10 protein-coding genes are annotated in these 20,785 nt (G+C 55.1%); 4 read left to right on the forward strand and 6 right to left on the reverse strand.

The annotated features are described in order from the left end of the window. Nucleotides 1–295 precede the first annotated feature (295 nt). The 5 genes from drt3b to drmD all read right to left on the reverse strand — a co-directional run bounded on the left by drt3b (nt 296) and on the right by drmD (nt 14,468). A complete protein-coding gene (gene drt3b / locus Pla100_RS24130; protein ID WP_146581033.1) occupies nt 296–2,185 on the reverse strand; it encodes an antiviral reverse transcriptase Drt3b in 1,890 nt (629 codons plus the stop codon). Beyond that, on the reverse strand, nt 2,178–3,374 hold the full coding sequence (gene drt3a / locus Pla100_RS24135) for an antiviral reverse transcriptase Drt3a (RefSeq protein ID WP_146581035.1): 1,197 nt from the start codon (nt 3,372–3,374) through the stop codon (nt 2,178–2,180). Before drt3a ends, drt3b begins: the two co-directional genes overlap by 8 nt. A 202-nt stretch (nt 3,375–3,576) precedes the next feature. After that, complete coding sequence (locus Pla100_RS24140) at nt 3,577–5,856, reverse strand: restriction endonuclease subunit S domain-containing protein (RefSeq protein ID WP_146581037.1); 2,280 nt, start codon at nt 5,854–5,856, stop codon at nt 3,577–3,579. A 36-nt stretch (nt 5,857–5,892) separates the two neighbouring features. After that, a complete protein-coding gene (locus tag Pla100_RS24145) occupies nt 5,893–11,124 on the reverse strand; it encodes an Eco57I restriction-modification methylase domain-containing protein (protein WP_146581039.1) in 5,232 nt (1,743 codons plus the stop codon). A 68-nt stretch (nt 11,125–11,192) separates the two neighbouring features. Further along, complete coding sequence (gene drmD / locus Pla100_RS24150; RefSeq protein ID WP_146581041.1) at nt 11,193–14,468, reverse strand: DISARM system SNF2-like helicase DrmD; 3,276 nt, start codon at nt 14,466–14,468, stop codon at nt 11,193–11,195. 559 nt (nt 14,469–15,027) lie between these two features. Between drmD and Pla100_RS24155 the strand changes: the two genes are divergently transcribed. The 4 genes from Pla100_RS24155 to Pla100_RS24170 all read left to right on the forward strand — a co-directional run bounded on the left by Pla100_RS24155 (nt 15,028) and on the right by Pla100_RS24170 (nt 18,962). Beyond that, nucleotides 15,028–15,486 carry a hypothetical protein gene (locus Pla100_RS24155; RefSeq protein ID WP_231603503.1) on the forward strand — a complete coding sequence of 153 codons (459 nt, stop codon included), beginning with the start codon at nt 15,028–15,030 and terminating at the stop codon, nt 15,484–15,486. Between the two features lie 172 nt (nt 15,487–15,658). Further along, nucleotides 15,659–17,185, forward strand: a complete 1,527-nt coding sequence (locus tag Pla100_RS24160; RefSeq protein WP_231603505.1) for a recombinase family protein — start codon at nt 15,659–15,661, stop codon at nt 17,183–17,185. Beyond that, nucleotides 17,182–18,069 (forward strand): plasmid partitioning protein RepB C-terminal domain-containing protein, encoded by an 888-nt coding sequence (locus Pla100_RS24165; RefSeq protein WP_146581045.1) that lies wholly within the window; start codon nt 17,182–17,184, stop codon nt 18,067–18,069. The genes Pla100_RS24160 and Pla100_RS24165 overlap by 4 nt, the downstream gene beginning before the upstream one ends. Beyond that, on the forward strand, nt 18,066–18,962 hold the full coding sequence (locus Pla100_RS24170; RefSeq protein WP_146581047.1) for a plasmid partitioning protein RepB C-terminal domain-containing protein: 897 nt from the start codon (nt 18,066–18,068) through the stop codon (nt 18,960–18,962). The genes Pla100_RS24165 and Pla100_RS24170 overlap by 4 nt, the downstream gene beginning before the upstream one ends. Before the next feature lie 151 nt (nt 18,963–19,113). Here Pla100_RS24170 and Pla100_RS24175 read toward each other — a convergent pair whose 3' ends face one another. Continuing rightward, entirely contained in the window at nt 19,114–20,772 is a 1,659-nt protein-coding gene (locus Pla100_RS24175; RefSeq protein ID WP_146581049.1) for a TROVE domain-containing protein, read from the reverse strand. Nucleotides 20,773–20,785 lie beyond the last annotated feature (13 nt).

Here is a 20,785-nt window from a genome sequence, read left to right on the forward strand (position 1 = left end):
ATCATAGAAGATCCTTCTTCCTGCGGCTTCCCCTGGTTCTCAGCGATGTTTCAATGGGGCAAGGATTGAGAAAGTCGCCACCAAAGCCCAAGTCGCACGCGGCAATTGGTCACAAAAAAGAAAAACACGTCAGGCACCGAAGTGCCCAACGTGTCCAGGTGGAAAGTGTGTGTGCCCCGGAGGGCTGAGAATCGGTCACGTGCCAGCGACCTCACCTCTTCGCCTTTCGGCCGCACTCAATGTCGGTCCGGAGTAAACCCCGGTCCAGTCTCGAGCGGAGTTCCACCCGTGTGTGTCAAGCGTAGCACCGAGGAATTTGCTTCTCAAGCAGGTAGGTTGTCGTCGAAACGTTCGTATCCCAATCGAAGAACATACTTTTGCCGGCCAGTTCCTCCAATGCGTCCGATACACCAGTAGATTTCTCAACCCAGCAGAAAATCAGACGCAGCAATCCCTTCCGAATCTTTTCTTCAATAAGTGGACAACAGGCAAGATCTGCGGCCAGCATCAGGCAATCCGCTCGCATGCCTTTCGCAGTCGACTTCCGAAGGAAATCCCTGGCTGCCTTGACGATCTCTCGAACAAGACGCCCATAGGCGGAACGATCCCCGCAGAAATAGAGCAAGCTAACCACTGTAAAGTAGTCCACTTCTCCGGGCGGCGATTGTGCCCGGGAGAGATTCCAGATGGTTTCAGCCAAAATTGGATTCACGTTGTGAACCAGATCCAACTTTGCAATCGGGATCAGAACAACCAACAATGGCAGGCAGGGCGGAGTCTCTCGTGACATCGCATTCGCAGCCAAGTGAGTGACTTCGTCGGCAATGCGCTCATTCAGGTCGACAACAACAGATGGATCCAAGTCGAAATCAGCGTGAATCTTGTCTGAGATCAATTGGTAAATTGTGGCGACTTTAATGGCGACCTGATAGCGAAAGTCTAGCTCCAGCAGTTTGCTCAGAAGAGACACCATCCCGCCTTCGACAAATTGACAGCATCGACTGCTATTTGCTGCCGAAACTTTCCGCTGCAGGATCGAAAGCACGTAGCTGACACAGGATTCATAGTGGCAGCCCGATTGCGCCACCTTGGTTTTGATCTTCCGAAAAGCGATTCGGCAAACGCTCTTTGGAATCGGGCGTTTTTCCTTGTTGGCGCGAAGGAACGACTCATGCAAGTCGTCGACCAAGTGGCTCAGCTCATGCTTCAGGGCGCTCAGAGTAGACATGAAAGGGGATTCCGTCTCCACAGTCTTCGCGTCATTGATGTAGAGCTTGCAGTTCTTCAGCTCCTCGCGGATAGATTGCTCGACTTGGTCAGCAATGCTGGTTTCGTTGAAGAAGATGAAGAAATCATCCAGGTATCGACGCACCTCGCATTGTTTTCCGAATTCGATTCGGTTGCCTAGAGAACCCAACACTGCCGTGTCGACCGTTTGCAGAATTAGTTCGGCGAAGATGCGCGACATCTCCGGTCCAACCAGGATGCCATGCGTTTCACCGTGGTTCATCGAACGCATCAATGAATCGAACCTAGCATCGAATGTGAAATATGCGGATCGGTCGCCTCGACGTTTCGCGTTGGCCTTGCCGCGAATGGCCCAAGCGATCGAATGCGTGTAGATGTTGCCAAAACAGGACTGGACGTCGATTGCGCGAACGAAACGAAACTTCGATTCCAGCCGTTCGTAGTCACGCGATCCGTAAAACGCGTAAAGCAGGTTGAACGGACCGTAAGCGAAGTAGCACACCGGACTTTCGTCCCCTTCGTAGTCGCTTTGAAAGCCGGGCTGCTGATTTTGGTAACCGATGTCCTTGGCTCGACGGGCAATTCCCGATGGCGATCTCAGTGTCCATTTGCTCTTCATGCAGTTCGACAGAATCTGCGTCGCGTACGTCTCGTAGAAGTTCACAACCTCGCGGTAGTGGAACGGGTGCATCACATGAATGTCTCGCGGTGTCTTGCGCCCCCTGGAAAGTGAGAATGTGTACGGGACCGTCTCTGGCGGGCCGCTGTTATCGTTCTGGTGTTGGAAAAGCGCATCATCGAGAGTGGTCAACGATGCCCCTCGCATTCGGCGGTAAACGGACCGGAGAGAAAATCGTGGCGGAACTTCGTGCGGTAGAATTTCACTCAGCAGCACACGATCTCGGTCAGACGTGTCGATTTTTTGCATTTTAGACATGCTTGAAAATCCCTCGGATTTCCCAAAGACGTTTGCCGGTGAAGCGATGGCGGATGTTCTTGGAATAACTCGCAGTAAAAGATAGCCGTCGAAGCTGGGTCTGCTGGCCCTTCGTAAAGCACGAATTCACGCCATCACGTGATGCGGTCCGGATCCAGTTGCCCAGGTACGCGTCGAGTGCTTGCAGTGCTGCGTCATCGGTGATGTCCTGATGAGAAGCTGATAGACCCAAAGTGATCCGTCGCCGTTGGAAACTGCTGTAAACCGAGCAGCCGCCGGTCAGGTATCGGATCCGGTCTCGAAGAAGCCGAAAGTCCTTATTGTCAATGAAGTCGTTGAAGGCCAACTGGACTCTTTTCTTGTACCGGAGCATTTTGCTTGTCGCGATGCCAACGTGTACTTCGGAGCGTTTCCGACTCGCGATGTTGCTGGTTCGTCGGAATGAAAATCCAAGATAGTCAAATCCAGCCTTGGCTTGGCGGGTGTCGCCCCACCGACAAGCTTGCGTTTTGTCTGGATTAAACGATAGGCATTTCGGAAGGTAATCGCTGATAGCGGCTTCCAACTCGTCCAAATCGTCCGACGCGGTAACGATGACGATGTCATCGACAAAACGCCCGTAGAACACAACTCCCTCGTGGCTGATCACACTTCGATCAAACGCCGCCATGAAGTGTTCCGCCAATTCGCCGCTGATCGACAGTCCGCGTGGAAGCTTGTCGTCGGTGTAAGGGTTGGCGGACAGCATCTTCATGCACCAAGCGTACTCGACAGCCGGAAAGCACGCCTGTACCGATTCCAGGTTCATCGCCTCATAAACCGGTATCGAACCAAAGAAGTTCGTGATATCAGTCCGCAAGATGAGGTGGGACACATCGGCCTCCAAAATCTTGACGATCTGGGAAGCGATTTGCTTTCGGTTCAATGATCGGATGCCGCGCTTTCGCCTCAGCATCCTGCAACCATGACGCAAGAAGAGCACGTCTGCATAGCTAGACGCGGAGTGAAGAATACGTCGACCACCATCAAACACCTTCAGCGGCGATGGTTGGAAGATCCGCCGCCCAAATTCGTCGGCAAGCTGCGGCAGAAAAGAATTCGTTCCACCACTTGCCTCAGGAAACCGGCGAGGATCGTCGGATCTTGTCAATTTACGCAGGTAGTTTGCGTTGGCGAGTCGTCCTGTCATGCCACGTAGCCTTCGCAGGGGGCGGCATGTCGTCCCTGAACCCAATGAAGGTGGTGGATAGAGAAACGCAGTTCCATGACAATCGCTAAGCAAAAACAGAGAGACATTTCCTTATTGACGCCGCATTGATGTCTCAGGTTCGCCGATGCGTGGGGATGGTTGAGCGGCCCCGAATGGTGTTTCGATTCTAGTTTCATGCGTCTTAAAACTTTGGTCCAGGCAAAAAGCCGACGAACCGGAAGTCGTCCGTCACGCTTGCGTCTTTGGCGGTGTGGGCGTGGTCGAGACCCTTCAGGGTGCATTCGCCGCTTTTGGCGTTGAATCTGTCCAGGTACATCAGCGACATGCAGCCACATTCGGGGCACTCGCGACGAGTGATATAGGGCCGCACGCGGAGCAGCGAGCCGTCGCGGGCGACGAAATACAAACTGCCGGCCTCCAGTTCAGCATCATCGCTTTCCGCTTCCTGTTGAGGCGTCAGCGGGTGGTCACCCATCAGGTCGCGGTATTGATACCGAGTCACCTTTCGCATCGAATCGCGGTTCGTCTTTTCTATGAATCGAAGCGGATATTCGGACAGGAACTCTGTCGCGGAATAAAGATACTCGACGTCTGCGAACACCTCGTCGAACTTATCCGCAACCGCAGCCCCCTTGGGACCACGTCCGTGAGCTTGGTCGTTGCGAGCTTCTGTGATTCGCTGCATCGCCTTGTCGACCTCAGGATCGTCCTTGATAAACGTCAACACTTCGGGGAACGGAGCGTCAGCCAAAAGACGCTTCCATGCCTTTGATCCGGACACTTCGCGAATGATCGCCAGCCAATCACCCATACTCGTTCCCACCGACTTTTCACCGCCCCTGCCAAGTCGCTCGGAAATCTCACCGACATACGAAATGCTCGCTCCTTCGAGTGCGTCGGCTTGAACCATCGCCATGGAGGCCAGGTAATACGCCAACACTTCAGCCGCCTCGAGCAGCTCAACGTATCCCTCCAAGTCTCGACGGCTGACCTCAGCACTGCGCCATCGGATGGCGACCGGATGGGGATAGAGCGAACGAATGCGATAGCTGACGTTGTCAATCGCGCCTGCTGCTGCACTGCGCAGCCGACTCAAACGGCTCGCTGCCATGATCTCGTTTCGCATTTCCGTGGGAGACGAAAAGCTAAACAGAAAACTCCTGGCCTTTGTCGCTTGCGTTTTGTAGCGATCAAAGTGCGAGATCGCTTCATTGAGATCGTGAACCGCGATCTTCAAGTTTTCGTCAGGAACCGGAACCTGCATCTCTCCGAACGGTCCGCGGAGCAGATGAAGAGAATTTCCACAACGAACGGCTAACGCATCGGCAAAGTGCTGCGACTTCATCATCGCTACCAAGACTTCCAGATCTAGCTTATCGAGACCGTCCTTCGGGCGTAGCACCACCGTCGATTGAGAGGCGACCGCAGGAAGGTCATCTTTTTGAATTTCAGCAAAGACAATTTCTTTGTCGGAAAACCGACCGATGCTGCGGAAACAAAGATCGCCGACCCGCAATTGTCGCTTCCCTGCGTCGTCGACCCAGTGTTTAGCTTCTGTGGGTTCAACTCGGCCATCTTTATGGATCGCTCGGCCATCAATGACGCGAAACCTACCGTCGGCGGCTTCGGTGTGCAGCCCTTCCCTGGCATGCGTCGTGTGCAAAATCGGGACAAAGTCAAACAGTTCATTAATCCGCTTCAACTCACCGATTGCTTCGAGCGATTGTTGCTTTTTGATGAATTTCGGGTCATACAGTTCGTGAATCAGTGGCGCATCGGTCGGCAGGCCACCACGGATAACGTATCCGAACTGCGTCGTCCCTCCTGGCTGATTGACGAGTCGCTGAAAATCCGAGGAGACCATCTCAAAAGAGTTTTCGTTCGTGACTTCACCTGGAACAAAAAACTTGAGCGGCGGAGCTTGTTCAGCATCGACGTTTAACGTGACGAGTGCAAACTCAAAGAACGCGATGATTCGTTGGCTAATTCCCCCATTTGTGTTCTTCAGCTTCGTTACGATCGCCGGCGGATGCTTCTCGAATAAAGATGATCGAAAGCGTCGATACCGTTCTGCCGTCAAAAGATGGTTCGGGATCAGGAAGCTAACCTGTGATCCGGCAGGCAACGTATCGGTCGCTGCCTGCATTGCTTCCGCTTCGAGGTTCAGTGGCCGATAGGTTTGCTTCACATTTTTTTCGAGCGGTTTAAGTACGCCGAACGGAGGAATCACTACGCAATCGCCAGTGCCGTGTTTTCCGATCGCCGCTTTCAATGCATCAGCAAACTTATCGACGCCATGGATCGAGATGCAATTGAAGTCTTCTCCGAGCAATTCTGGTATTTCTTCCCATGGCTTTTCACCCTGAACCGATCGCGGATAAAAGACAGTGACCTTACCGATGTTTTCACAACAATTCCTGAGCAAAAAACGGAAAGCAAGTTGTGCGTAATTAGTCTTCATGAAAGTCCTATGCAAGCGTTGCAGTTGGTGGCCTAATCATTTTCGTTTTTTGGAAGGCTTAGGTTCGCCGGTTAACTGGAATGGAACCTCTTCTTCTCGGACGGCGTCAATGTTTTCTTCACCAACCACAGCCGCCGAGTCACCAGCGACCAGTTTTTCGTAGGCGGCTTGGCCGAGGAGGTTTCGGGCGTGGAGGTGGCATTCGGCCCAGGATTCTTCGGGGGTTTGGGCGAGCTGCCAATCGTAAAAGCGAGGCCCGAAACACTCCCGCACCGGTTGAGCCTGCTTCGCCCGTTCGTCATGACCCAACCCATAATCCGATAATCGCAACGTCTCAGGAAGCTGCCAACCGTCGGGCGACAAAAATTTCATGATCGCGTCGTCTCGGCCTAAAGACAAGATTTCTTCTTGTAACGACTGAAACGCAACCAGTGCCAAGACGGTTTCCCGCAATTCAGGCTGATGCGTCTTATCAACTCGCCAAAAGCCAACACTGTTGAGGCTTTCCGAGTTTGCCGCCAACCACGCAACCGGCCGATCGCAATCCGCGAGCACCGATTTAAGCTGCTGGTTTTCCAGCCCTAGCAACTCTGCGGTAACCGCATTGCTCGCAGCCAGCGACTCAAGCCGCCTTCGATCAGATACCGCCCATAGCTTTTGCAATGGATATGACATGATCTCTTTGTTTGATTTTGCCGCTTCTAAATAAAGCTGCGATACATTGAACGATGGATAAGCCAACCCCAAGGCGGCGAACGCCAATCGGCCAATATGCGATGTGGGCGGAGTCGCTGATTCGCGAAGGAAGAAATAATTCACATTGGTACCAGCAATTCGTCTACGCATCTGCCAATCGAAAGCGTACGAACTCAAAAACATTCCGAGCGACATCATGACAAGCGGGTCCGCCGTTCGCGACGTAAGAACTCCAAGGCTATTGCCAGCAGGAAGCCCCGGAAATGGGCTGCCAATGATAGTTCGTGAGTCCGTTGTTCGCGCGATAGATCGGAAACCATACTTTGCTCTTCCGTAAGACGGAGTTGCCAGCGCGGCCACAGGCTTTCCGATGACAAATTTTGAGTAGACGTTGTCTTCGTAGCTATTGGATATCCGCCACTTTCGATTTCCTGATTCAGAGAAGAACGCACGATTGCCGAGCAGCTGATTCATCATGATGCCCTGCAAGAGAGGTAAGCCAATCGCCGGGCCAGTTGGTTGTATCTCCTCCGTCTCCCCTTCTTCGTTCTTGACTTTGAAGACGATCGGCTTCCCGTTGGCTTGTGTGAACTCCTCCACATCAATGTCATCTTCGTAAATGTATTGTTCTCCGTCGCGGCTGAGAAAGATGCCGGCGGGGATTTGCGTTCGCGGGCAATCCGGTGGCGCGGGGCTGCTTGCCGTGCGGAGTTGCCACTTGCCTTTGATCCAGCGGCTGTACTCGTCAGGGATGTAGCCGCGTTCTTCCCACCAAGCCCGTGGCGGAAACAACTTGCTGTCGTTGGTCATATGGAATTCAGTTACGTATTTGATGCCCCAGCCGTCGGGGCCGTCGTCGCCCAGCAGCACGCTTCCCGAATAAATCTTCTCGAGCACGTCCAAATCTCGTCGCGACTGGATTTCCAAAATTGCTTTGCTGCGTGGTGAGAACTGGATCACTCTCTCGCGCGGATACTCGGTCGCGTATCGCTCGCCTGATTCCCAATCCTCGATGTCGCGACGCATGAACGCCGTTTTAATCGACTCGGTGCGGCCACCCTTGGTGATGATCAACGGGTTGAACTTGAACGAGCGGTGAATGTCAAAAATGCCTTCGCGATTTTCAAATCCGAACAACCATTCCCACTGGCACCCGTCCAGGAACAGTTCTCGCAAAGTCCGAGTGCCGTGGTCGGAGTAGATGCCCGATGGCACGATCATGCCCAGACGGCCCGATCCGCGTGCGATCTTGTGGGCTTGTTCCAAGAACATTTTATAGAGGTTGATGTCGCCGCCGCCTTGATGTCGAAACCCTCGCGTCTCTTCGAGTCCACGGGAGTAACCGGTTTGGGCTTCGCGATTGTCTCGCCATTTTTCATAGCGATGCACCGAACGTTCCCACGATCCCTTGCCACCGCCACCGAGCGGAATATCGTGCGACTGTTTGCCGGCCGATGTGGTCGTGACACGGTCGCCGTAGGGGTAACCGGAACTCTTGAGCCAGTTGGACTGGGCGCGAAAGCCGGCATTGTATTGCAACCAATCGTACTCGATGGTTTCGGTCGCTTCAAAGAGTGTCTTTTGGACCTTCAGTGCCTCTTGTTTGCCGTAGCTCCGGTACAGCGGATCGAGTGCGGAGAAGAACTCTTTGCTGTTGGGTTTGGCAATGTCCCAGGGCGGGTTCCCGATGACGGCGTCAAATCCATCGCTGTCGGTATTAAACGCGTCGGGGAATTCGAGTTCCCAGTGAAAGAATCGCTGGCGATCGGCGACCTGGCGAGCGATTTGCTTGGCTTCGTCGGAAAGTTTGCCCGCGTAGAACTCTGATGGCAGCGGACACTCGTCGATCTGGTCGGGCGGCCAAAACCACATCGCACACCACAGGTCGAGCGAAAACCTCGCGTCGATAACCGACTGGCGAGATTGCAGTTCGCGATACATCTGGGCACGCGTTTCGGCTTCGTGGATGCCTAACTGGTGAATCGCCTTAAGCGCTTGCTCGGCTTCGTCGTGAACGGTTTTGATCGTATCGAGATCTTCGTCGGTGAACATGTAGAGCGCACCGTCGATGTAGTCGATCAATTCGTTTTTGACGTTTTTGACTTTGCCGCTGATCGCTTTGGTCCAGCCTTCTTTTTTGTAGTGGACACCGTCGCTGTGGTTTTTATCGCCGCCCTCGCGCATCCAGGCCATCGCGGGGTAGTGCATGAATTGGTCGAACCAGGTTCCGACCAATGAGTTGCCGCATTTGATCTTGTGATCGAGGAAGGTGAACGGCAGGCGGCGGTCGAGCGTTTCGATCCACAGGCTCAATCGACATAGCTCGACGGCCAGCGGGTCGAGGTCGACACCGTAGATGCAGCGTTCGACGATGTAACGACGCAGTACCGCCTTGGTTCGCGGCTCGAACTCGGCGTCGTCGGGACGACACGGCAAGGTTTCGTCGGCCAACGTGGTTTCGTTGTCGGTGTCACGAATCAGGTCGATAACGGTGCGATCGTCGTAGCCGGTGAATCGCTGGTGATGGACGAGCGAGTGGTACAAAGCGTCGGTGAGGAACCGCAGTGCCGCGAGCGGGAACGAACCGCTGCCGCAGGCGGGATCGCAGACTTTTAGGGCGAGGATTTCTTCGGGGCGGCGTGGGGTTTCGATCGCGTTGGCGGCCTGGTCAACAGCGGATGAATTGTTGTCGTCACCCGCGGCTAGCGCCGTCGGCTCATAAGCTAGTGGACGTAGCGTTCGGTGGACGGTGGGGATGGCCAGTTGCGGACGGGTGTAGAACGTGCCGCTGCCTTTTCGGGTGCCGCCCCAACGGACGAGGTAGCGTTCGCCGGGCAATACGACTTTCGTAATGATCTGCTTGGCTTTGCGGTCGATCGCGGCCTGATGACCGAGTTGCTTTTCGGGCGTCATCGCGCCGCGTGGTTTGCGGACCAGCTTGCCGACTTCGATCGCTCGCTTGGCCCAGGCTTCCGCTGCGGTGCGGGCGGTATGGCGAATGTCGTCGGCGGATTCCTCTTCGACGTCCTCGCTTGTTTCATCGTCGGCATCGTCTTCGTCGCCGTCCTCTGAATCGAATTCGCTGGAATCTTCGTCGGCAGCATCTTCGTCGCTCGCTTCCTCTTCGTCGTCACCGGATGACGTGTCCTTCATTTTCTCCAGCAGGTTCTTGAGCGACTTGTCATTCATCGCTTCGAGGATCGATAGCGGCAAGGCGGGTTGGTTGCCAACGGCCAAGAAGATGACGGGGCCATCATCGCCAGCGACGCGAAGCTCAAAGTCGAGCAGGCCTTCGTACAGGATGCCGATGTATTCGCTGTCGAGCGATGAAAAATCGACGGGCGAGGGAACCCACGTGCCACCGCGGCCTTGGCGAATCTTGACCTTGGTGCGTGAGAGTAGGTCGAGGATAGAGTAGACCTTGGCGTCGCTGATGATTTCGTGTTCGTAGCAACCTTGTTCGAGCACGTGCAGGGCACGGCTGACGCCGTCGTCGCTGTCGGCTTGGCCCGGTGCGAACAGACTTCCGCCATAGCTGGGCACGGTAAGGCCTTCGTGGGAACTGCCGTCGTGGATCAGCCGAAACAGGGACACGACGCGTGGATAGGCGGAATAGCTGCCCGCGCGACGACTTGGCGAGACGCGTTCGAGTTGATCTCGCAGGCCGGAAAGGGAATAACATTCGTGAAAGATCGGGTTGTCTTTGGGCAGCAAGCCTTCCCGTGATTCGGCGAACAGGCCGACGACCAAACGCATGACCAACCGCACGCCGGCTCGGTAGATTTCGGCGTGGGTGGGCGGTGTGGTCGATGTTTTGCTGATGTTGTCGAGCACCGGTCCGTGAGCTTGGATCAGGATTTCGACGGCTTGCCGCACGCGTTCGCCGAGAACGGCCGACAAATCGGCTTGCCCCTTGCGGCTGTCGGCGATGGCTTCGACCAGCGGACTGCTTTCGTCGCTCGATGGCGGCGTCCAGATCGGCGGATTCAAAAGCGCCCGCAGCCCGAATAGCTCGGCGGATGTTTGTCCGCTCTCGAGCCAGCGGTCGATGTCCCATTCACAGAACGCTTCGTAGTCGAGGCCCGCCATGACGAGACGCCACTGGCGACCGTTGGTAACGACGGCCAATTTTTCATCGCCGCCGCGCAGCCACTGGATCGCCGCGGTGACGGCGCGTTTGCCACGACCAACGCCGACGCGTTTTTGGTCGTCGATGAAGACGGGCAGGATCGCATCGGATGGACCACGCCACAGATGGCTGGGTTTGACGTTGTCGCCGGCGATGGTGCGCCGGGTCCAACGGGCGGGATCAACGGAGGTGCCGCGATCCCAGGTTCCGGCACGGGCGAATCCACAAATGGAATCGAGCACGTAGCTGACGAACTTGCCTCGTCCGGCATTCTCATCTTGCTCGAATGAGACGATGCGGCGACGGAGTCGATCGGTTTCAAACGAGCTGAGCGCGGGCGGAGGATCGGAGATTAGCTTGGTGAGCCGCGTCGGATCGACGAGCATGCCGCCGTGACGAAGCGCGTTCCACCAGTCGAGTGGGTCGGGGGTTCCTGAGTTCATAGCGTGACGAGTTTCGATGTCGATTGATTGTTGGCTGGGTTGGACGAGTGGCGGAGATTCGTTGGAGGCTATCCAGGTAAACGAATCTCGACGGCCAACGGGAACACCGACGCGTCGCCGTCGATGCTGAATCGCCGGGGCAGCAGCCGATTGATGACTCGTTCGCGCTCGCGGGTCAGTTGGCTGCGGACTTCTTCGTAGTGCCGCTTTCGCCGCTCGATCTCTTCTTTCTTCTTGGAGATGTCGCGGTCGATTTCATCCAGGGTGTCTTCGCTATCGAATAGCCGACCTTCTTGCCGCTGGCGTTTGAGCGTCTTGATCTCTTTCTCGATCTTCTCAAGCGTGTTGTCGGCGATCAGCGTCGATACTTCACCCTGTCGACTTGCGAAGTTCTTGTTCTCTTGTTCGATCGCGCTCTTGCTGTCGATGGCAAGCTGCCCAATCAACTCATCGGTCAGCTTGGTTTTCAAACCGGCGATGGCGTCGAGAAGGTCGAGTTCGATGTCGGCGAAGATTTCGGCCGCGCGGTCTTTGAGCGTCTCGTCGGTTGTTGGCGAGGCACCACGAAGCTGTCGGGCGGGCACGTGTGGCAAGGCGGGCGACAGTTCACCGCCAGCGACGGTAAACGTCACCGTGCGTATCCAGTGGTGGAATGTCTCGCGGAGTCCGTTGACGGCCAGCTCTTCCAGATGCAGCAAAACGAATGCGTCGGCCCCGGCGGGGACTTCGCCGGTGCGAACCGTCCAGCGGCTGACGGCGGACGGGCCTGGATAACGACGTCGACTAAGCGAACCGATCGCCTTGGCCACCAGTGGATGGCCGAGGTGCATCATTTGCAGATTGCCGGGAGGCCGAAAGACGAGCCGGTTGCCGATTTGTTGCAGGCAGGGATCGGCGGTGAATGCGAGGTACGGAAGTGCCCCGACAACGCTGCCGGTGCTGCCGCGGCGAATCGTTTGGTCGATCGTGTCGCTCCACATCGGTAGCCCAGGGTTCAAGATGCGGCAGCGCCCCTTGGCGTCGGGCTGGCCGAGTTGCGGTCGTGATGCACCCATGCCCATCGCGACGTCCAATAGTTCGTACTCGGCGTCACCATCAAAATCCAGTTCAGCGGCGAGGGCTTCCAGACGATCAATGCTCGCATCGTTATCGTCCATCTCGGCGGTCGATGCGCTGTCGTCGCCTTCAAATTCGGCCTGCCCCTTGGCCGATTCCAACCGCAATTCGAGTTGTTGCTGATCGACGGTCTCACCCTTGATCATTTGGCGGTGCATCGCTTCGTCCAAGATTTCGCCAACGGCACCAAGGTCTTCTCGCATCTGATCGACTTTGTGGATCAGTTTGGACATGAACCGCAGGTCGGCGTTCTCTTGCGAAATGAAGTGATAGGTGAACACGTCGCGGGCTTGGCCGTGACGATCCAGCCGGCCGTTGCGTTGTTCAATGCGGGCTGGATTCCAAGGACAATCGAAGTGCAACAGATGGCGAGCGGTCTCTTGCAGGTTCAATCCTTCTGATGCGGCGTCGGTGGCAATCAGCACGCGAACGTGAGAATGGGGATCGTTGAATTGTTCCTTGATCTGTTCGCGCTGCAGGTCGTCCATGCCTCCATATAGTGAGAGGAAGTTGTCTTGCTGGTCCGGGAACTTTTCACGAACACGGCGAAGCAGATAGTCGAGTGTCGTTTTGTACTCGGTGAAAACAACTAAACGCTCCTCATCGTCCCAACCGTTGTCGTCTTGAAGTTGTGTCTCGATCAGTTCGATCAACACATCAAAACGGGCGTCCGCTTTGGGATTGATCGTGTGTCTTGATGAGGACAGTTCCAGATCTTCGGCCGAGGCGGGCAATGGAAAACCAAGAGCCTGGACCGCATCGTCGATGGCGGCGATTTCAGCGGCAAGATCGTCGGCGAAATGATTCAGCCAAGCACCGATGACGGTCGTGGCGGACGCTTCACGTTGCTGCGATTCATTGTCGTCGGCGGTGTCCTCAGCAACGCTGCGGCTGGCCGCGGCCATCTCGCCATCGTCCGCCTCGTCTTGTTCCAACAGCCCGAGTTTGCACCGGTACCAGCTTTCGGCGAACGTCGCCGGTCCGCTCAATAATCGCTTGCCCAAGATCTCGATGGCGAATGTGCCCGACATCCGACGCCGACCACGAGACTGGGCAACGATCTTGCGAACTTCATCGCGAAACTCATCAACCGCTGTGATCAGTTGGCTCTCTTTCTTCGAGAACGACAACGGAATTGCTTGTGGCTCTTTTCGTTCGGAAAACTTTGGCGGATCAGTGCGAGCGTTGATGTCGCGTTTCAATCGCCGGACGACGACTTGTTCGATTCGTTTGCGTTCGGCGGGTTTCAGTTCGTCGGTCTGGCTAAAGCGAACAGGATCCAACATCTCGAGCAAGCCGGAGAACGAACGCGTGCGACCGTTGTGCGGTGTGGCTGTCAGAAACAGACGATGCTCGAAATACGGCGCGACCAGCCGCAGCATTTTGCATAAGTCACTGTCCTCGCCCATCGCTGACGGCATCAGGTTGTGGACTTCGTCAACGATCAACAAGTCCCAAGGAAGATGCGGTGAGTCTTCGCTGACCTGACACGCACTGTGGAACTGTTCCAAGACATCGGGTTGTTTGAGAAAATGGTACGAGGTGATCGCACGGGCGCTTGATCGCCACGGGTTGGCGTCGATGCCAATCGTTCGCTTCAACTTCTGGGTCGCGTCGCGGTCGATGACATCCATGGGCAACGAGAACTTGTCCCACATTTCATCTCGCCATTGGATGCGTAACGACGCCGGCGTCAGGACCAGCACGCGACGGATCCGTCGACGGATCAACAACTCGCGAAGGACCAAACCAGCTTCGATCGTTTTCCCCAAGCCGACGTCGTCCGCGATCATCATGTTGATACGCGGCATCCGTAATGCCTTGAGCAGAGGCACCATTTGATAATCTTCGACCTGAACCGCTCCATGAAACGGCGAGCACACCGGCATCCGGTCCAACGGACCATCGCCATCGGGATCCAGATAGGGCGACAACGCGGACCAGCGACTGGCTCGGACGACGGCATCGAATTCGTCCGGTGGCATTGGCCGGTCGGACGGTAATGGAACGGCAGCCGGACTGAGAAGTTCGCGATGCGGTTCACATTCCCAAAGCAACTGTTCCGTTTCGGGCGTCTCGCTGTCTTTGTATTCCAACCGCACTAAGTGCACGACACCATCGTCACCATCAAACGGACGTACTTCACTGATGACGGCCCGACGTTTTCGCACAATCGCCATCATGCCGACGCGAGGATTCTCAGCAGAATTTTGAACGAGAGATGCCATCACGGCCCCATTTGCAGCGTGTTTAATAACGAATGAGGCAAGTCGACTTGGATGCACACCTCAAACCACCCCAGTTTATCGTTTTCAAAGTCGCCTAACGAGATGGCTACCTAGGACTGCGAAGACCTCCCAATGGATCTTTCATTCACCGAGTTCGACAAAAACCCCACCATACTGAGCGCACGGATACGGCTTCTTTGGCATTGGATCGTCGACCAAAATGGTCAAGACGGTTTCGCAGTGACGATAAAGTTCGGTGCTGCGCGTCACTGCACAGGGAAAGCACAATTCCTATGTTGAAACGGGATCAAGCTCGTTCTTCGTCAGCCTATCTCACTGATCTTGCGGACTGTTTGCGGTGATGCTGCATGGTTCCGAATGACCATTCCGAATTTTGCTTTCGATAACACCTTATGACGAGAAATGCTTCGCGAGCCAACTATGCAACCAATGCAATTTGTCCGGCGGCAAAATATTCGGACTAGCGTGGAGGTTGACGAGTGCAAAATTCTGCGACGAATCTCGTTGTTCTTCATCGAGCGATTCGGGAGTTCGTACTGTGCAAATTGAAAAAAAGCGAGCGATCAGGGAAGCTCTCGCCACACTTGCTTCGAGCCACGCGATCGTAGTGCAGCAACTCGAACTGGCGATTGAGTTGCTCAATCAGGAAATCGGCTTCGACGATGAACCGGCTGCGATCCAAACATTCCAGCTATTCGGATCCAAGCGGAACTCGCTCGTGGACCCGAACTCGCAGTCGGTTTTGTGGAAAGGTCGGATCTGCTTTCTCGGCAACAATCTTCTTTTTCGATTCTTTGAACGCATCTCTCGATCGCCGAATCAGTTCATCTCGTACGACGTACTGCTCGACGAGGTTTGGGGAGGGCCGCGTGAGAACTCGAGCATTCGAGGCGTTGCAAAACGCCTTCGAGATCGACTGGCTCTGGGAGGAATGGCCGAACTGTCTAGCGCGATCGATGGTTCTAATTCCGGGTTCTATCGTTTGATACTTGTTTGATCACTGCTTGAAAATCAAACGCAGATCAAACGCAGAATCATGAATAGTCAAACGGGAATCAAACGGGGACTCGACATACTGGGTGAAACCGCACGGCCTATTTGCCGCAGTCCACCCAGGTAGCCAATAAACAGGAGTTCCCGTCATGCATGCAAACACAGATCAAACTGAGATGAAACTGGTTCGAGCCGCGCAGTACGTCCGGATGTCAACCGAACATCAGCAGTATTCGACCGCCAACCAAGATGACATCATTCAAGAGTACGCAAAGAAACGAAACTTCGAGATTGTGAAAACCTACGCGGACGAAGGCAAAAGCGGTTTGAATGTCGCTGGCCGTCGTTCTCTCCAGGCGATGATCGCGGACGTACAAAATGGATCGGCCGACTACGAAGCCATCCTGGTTTACGACGTGAGTCGCTGGGGCCGATTCCAAGACGCTGACGAAAGTGCCTACTACGAATATCTGTGCAAGCGAGCCGGCATCTCCGTTCACTATTGTGCCGAGCAATTCGAGAACGATGGTGGGCCGACATCGACGATCATCAAGAGTGTCAAGCGAGCGATGGCCGGCGAGTACAGTCGAGAATTGTCGACCAAAGTGTTTCAGGGCCAGTGTCGTCTGATTGAGCTTGGCTACCGTCAGGGCGGGCCGGCGGGGTTCGGACTGCGGCGGATGTTGATCGATCAGTCGGGTGAAGCGAAAGCCCAGTTGGCTCGCGGCGAGTGCAAGAGCCTGCAAACTGACCGCGTGATTCTGGTGAAGGGACCAGAACAAGAGATCGAGACCGTCAATCGTGTTTATCAGATGTTCGTCGTGGAGGGCCGGCGGGAACGCCAGATCGCTGATCAGTTGAATTCCGAAGGTATCGCGACGGACCTCGGCAGGTCATGGAGTCGCGGAACGGTCCGACAACTACTGACGAATGAAAAGTATATCGGCAACAACGTCTACAACCGAACGTCGTTCAAGTTGAAGCAACGACGGGTATCCAACGAGCCAGACATCTGGATTCGCAAAAACGCTGCGTTCGAGGCGGTCGTCAGCCAAGAATTGTTCTACACCGCCCAGGGAATCATCCGGGAGCGAGCCAAATGCTACAGCGACGAGGACATGATTACCTGTTTACGTTTGCTGATGGAGCAAAACCCCACCCTTTCAGCCGGACTGATCGACGCCGCCGACAACACGCCCACATCCTCAACCTACCGTAATCGGTTCGGCAGTCTGATTCGGGCGTATCGGTTGGCCGGTTATCAGCCCGACCGTGACTATGATTACATCGAGATTAATCAGAAGTTGCGAGAGATGTACCCTGACTTGATTGGTGATGTGATGGCCCGTCTTGGCGCGGCGGGTGCGTCGGTCACCCAAGACGTCGATACGGACTTGCTGCTCATCAACGGAGAATACAGTGCTTCGATGATGCTCTCTCGGTGCCGGCAGACCAAGTCAGGTTCGCTTCGATGGATGATCAACGTTGAGCAGAAAGTCGCTCCCGATATCACAATCCTGGTCCGCATGGATGCTGCCAACGAGCATGTCGTCGATTACTACCTGTTGCCGATCATGGACATTCAATCGCCTCGACTGCTGTTGTGCGAAACCAATGGCGTTTACTTGGACACCTATCAGTTCGACAGTCTCGATTACTTCACGTCGCTGTCGGAACGCACCAAGATCGAGGTGGCAGCATGAACACTCCCAACGACAAAGAAATCCGATTGATTCCCCTCGATAAGATCACTGTGGTCAATCCTCGTGATCGGGGACAGAAAAAATTCCGCCAGATCGTTAATAACATCGCCAACATTGGTTTGAAGAAGCCAATCACCGTCACACCGAAACCGCGCAGCGATGACGAGTTTCTGTTGGTCTGCGGGCAAGGACGCTACGAAGCCTATGAGAGGCTGGGAGAGACTGAGATTCCAGCGATCGTAATTGACGTCCCTGAGGACAAGCTGTTGTTGATGAGCTTGGTGGAGAATCTCGCTCGTCGGAAGCCGTCGTGCGTTGAGATGGTTCATGAAATTGGTGCTCTTAAAAAGCGAGGGTATTCGTTCGCCGATATTGCGAGGAAGACGGACCTAACCGTCACATATATTCGCGGAATCATCAAACTAATCGAACGAGGCGAAGAGCGACTCATGATGGCGGTCGAACGTGGCCAGATTCCGGTCAGCGTCGCAGTGACCATCGCGGTCGCCGACGATCACGATATCCAGCGTGCATTAACCGAAGCCTACGAGTCAAACGATCTGCGTGGAAGAAAGCTTCTTGCGGCGCGTCGTCTTATCGAAAAACGACAAACTGACGGTAAGTCGCTGCGGAGTGGCCCACGTCGCACCAAGTCGATGGTGTCCGGGAAAAAGCTTTTAGAAACCTATCAGGCTGAATCCGCAAAACAGCGGTTGGTCATCCAGAAATCGAAACTATGTGAGACCCGATTGTTGTTTGTCGTGTCCGCGATCCGGCAACTCATCGACGACAAGCGTTTCGTCGAACTGCTTCGGTCTGAAAAACTCGACACGATGCCGACCTATCTCGCGACCGAACTCAACAGAAGGGGCACCATCTTATGACGTCAAAAGTACAACTGGCATGCGAAACGGTCGTCCGCGAGCTTTCGCTCTCGGAGATTCTTCCCATGCGAAAGATCCCCAAGAACGCCAAAGGCACCGTCAAGTATCGACAGATTGTGGCGTCTATTAAGCAGATCGGCTTGATCGAACCGCTGGTCGTCCATCGGCAAAAGGGCAGTGAGGGACAATTCATATTGCTCGACGGCAACGTTCGATACGAAGTGATGATGGAACTGAAGTTCGAAAAGGTCAAATGTCTGATTGCTCTCGACGACGAAGCGTTCACTTACAACCACAAGGTGAATCGTTTGACTGCAATCCAAGAGCATTTCATGATCATGAAAGCGGTGAAGAGTGGCGTATCGGAGAGTCAGATCGCGGACGTACTAGACATCGACGTTGCCTTAATTCGGAAAAAGCGGGACTTACTGGTTGGAATTTGCCCCGAAGCAATTGAGCTATTGAAAGGTAAGAAACCAACGAGTGCCACGTTCGTTCAGATGCGAAAGGTCATCCCGATGCGGCAAATCGAGATGGCCGAGCTGATGTGTGCAACGAGCAACTTCACGGACTCCTATTCTAAATGCTTGATTGCGGCGACGCCAACCGAGCAACTGGTCGACAAGGAATGCTCTCGCGAGGTCGATGGACTTTCGTTGATCGACATGGCGAGGATGGAACGGGAGATGGACTCACTCGCGAAGGACTTCAAGCAAATCGACGAGGTTCACGGTAAGAACGTGCTCAACTTGGTCATTGCGGTTGGATACCTGAAATCACTTCTGGATAACGCGAGGATTGTTCGATACCTCGCGGGGAACTACCCCGAAATTCTCAACGAGCTTCAGAAAGTTTCTGAGTCACGAATGCTGGAAGTTGACACGGATCAATAGTTCGCGGTGGAAGCCCTCGCGGCAACAACGGTTGGCAAGTGAAGGTCGGAACTCTCAAAGACGCCTCGATCGAGTTCATCCTCAGAGAAATAGAAAACGCCCGCGGGGGATTTCTCCTCCGCGGGCGTTTCGGGTTTGTTCGTCTTTCGACTTACAGTTCGACGGATTCGACTTCGCGGACGAAGCGGGATGCGTCGTTTTCTAGGAACGATGAAACGACGTTGAACACGGCGTCACTGAAGCCGCCGATGTTTAGGATGTCGTTTCGCTCGAGTGCCTGGCTGTTTCCGTAGGGTTGGATGTCGATGCAGACTAGCTTTGGATCGGCAATACCGTGTCCGCGCTGCGTCTTCTTGAACTTCTCCCATTGGGTCATCACTCCGGTTGAGCCGTTTTGGCCGTAGCCGTAACGACGTCCCGAGGTGATCCAGCTTTCGTTGTCGCTGACCAGCACGATGCCGGCGAAGGCTTGCTTCGCGTATCGCGTGTTGGCTTCAACGAATGGCAACGAGCAATCCGTTCCTCCGCCTCCGTACTTCGACAAGCGTGCTGACAGAGACAGGATCGTATCGCTTGGATCGACCTTAGCCTGGTAAGCTTGCGTATCGAATGGAATCACGACGCTGTCTGGGTTGCGACGCAGGATCGCTGCTGCGAACAGTGCCGCAACATCGACGCATCGCATCTTTGACGTTCCGCCGCGACCACGGTTTCCCGTGACTGGGCAGCCCATCGAACCTGACGTGTCGAGGCCGATGATGACTGGGCCTGGTAGCGTTGGCACGTTTCCGCACGCGATCTCGGCAGCGTCATGCAACGCTGTCTTGATTTGGGATGGAACCTCGTCCGATGCGTTCATGTAAGCCGCCAGGAACTGGTACGGAAACTGACGGCTGCGAGCGATCGCGTCTCGGTCAGCCAGTTGGCCGGCCACGTAGTCGATCATCGCGTTGTCGGTTCCTGCGAATCCGAGGATCCCAGGCTTCTTGAACACGTCGTGACGCAGTAGCGTGTTGAGGTTCATTCGCAGTGCTTGCGGTCCCATCTGTCGGGCGATCGCCTTCCAAACGAGCGGTCCCGTGGCTGCGTCAGCTAGCAAGTCCCATCGGACTTGCAAGTCGCCGGCGATCAGCGTTTGGGCTTCGGCCGTGTCAGCTGCTCGGTACGCGACCAATGACTGCACCGTCGATGGCAGGTTGTCAGCCGTAGCTGGTGCCCACTTCTCGACTGGCTTGTCGGTCAACCATCCGAACAGTGCTCGACGCGCGTCATCCTTTGGCGTTGGACGTGCCATTCGCAAGATGTCTCGCAGGCTTGGATCGTTACCGATCGAAGCTGAAAGCAACTTGCCAACAGACGCGTCGTTCAGCCAACGCTGGAACGCACGCTGCAGCGAAGACGACAGACCCTTGCGACCGAACTGTCCTGAACGAGTCATTTGGAAAACGGTGCGCAGAACGCGGCCGTTGTCCGCGACTCGGTCGAAGACTTGGTGCATGAGCTTGGTGTCTCGCGTCGACAGTACGACCAACAGCGCTGCCGGCATGTCCTTCATGTAAGCACGCTCACGTGAGTAGACGGCCAGCTTTGCCAAGAATTCGTTGTCGTCAATCTCGTCGATCAGCTTTCGCATTGCGTCGAGTTGGTTTTGCGCGGACGCGTAGTAGACGTTACCGAACGTGCCGGTCGCCGCCATTTGGGCGAGCGCGTGCTTCGCTGACATCTTGTACGCTGGGCCGCCTGCTTCGTTAACGACAGTCGCTCGTGGCAGGACGCTGGTGATGCTTTGGAATAGAGACTTGTTGGCCATGTTTGACCTCCTA

Source organism: Neorhodopirellula pilleata (genome assembly GCF_007859915.1).
GTDB lineage: Bacteria > Planctomycetota > Planctomycetia > Pirellulales > Pirellulaceae > Rhodopirellula > Rhodopirellula pilleata.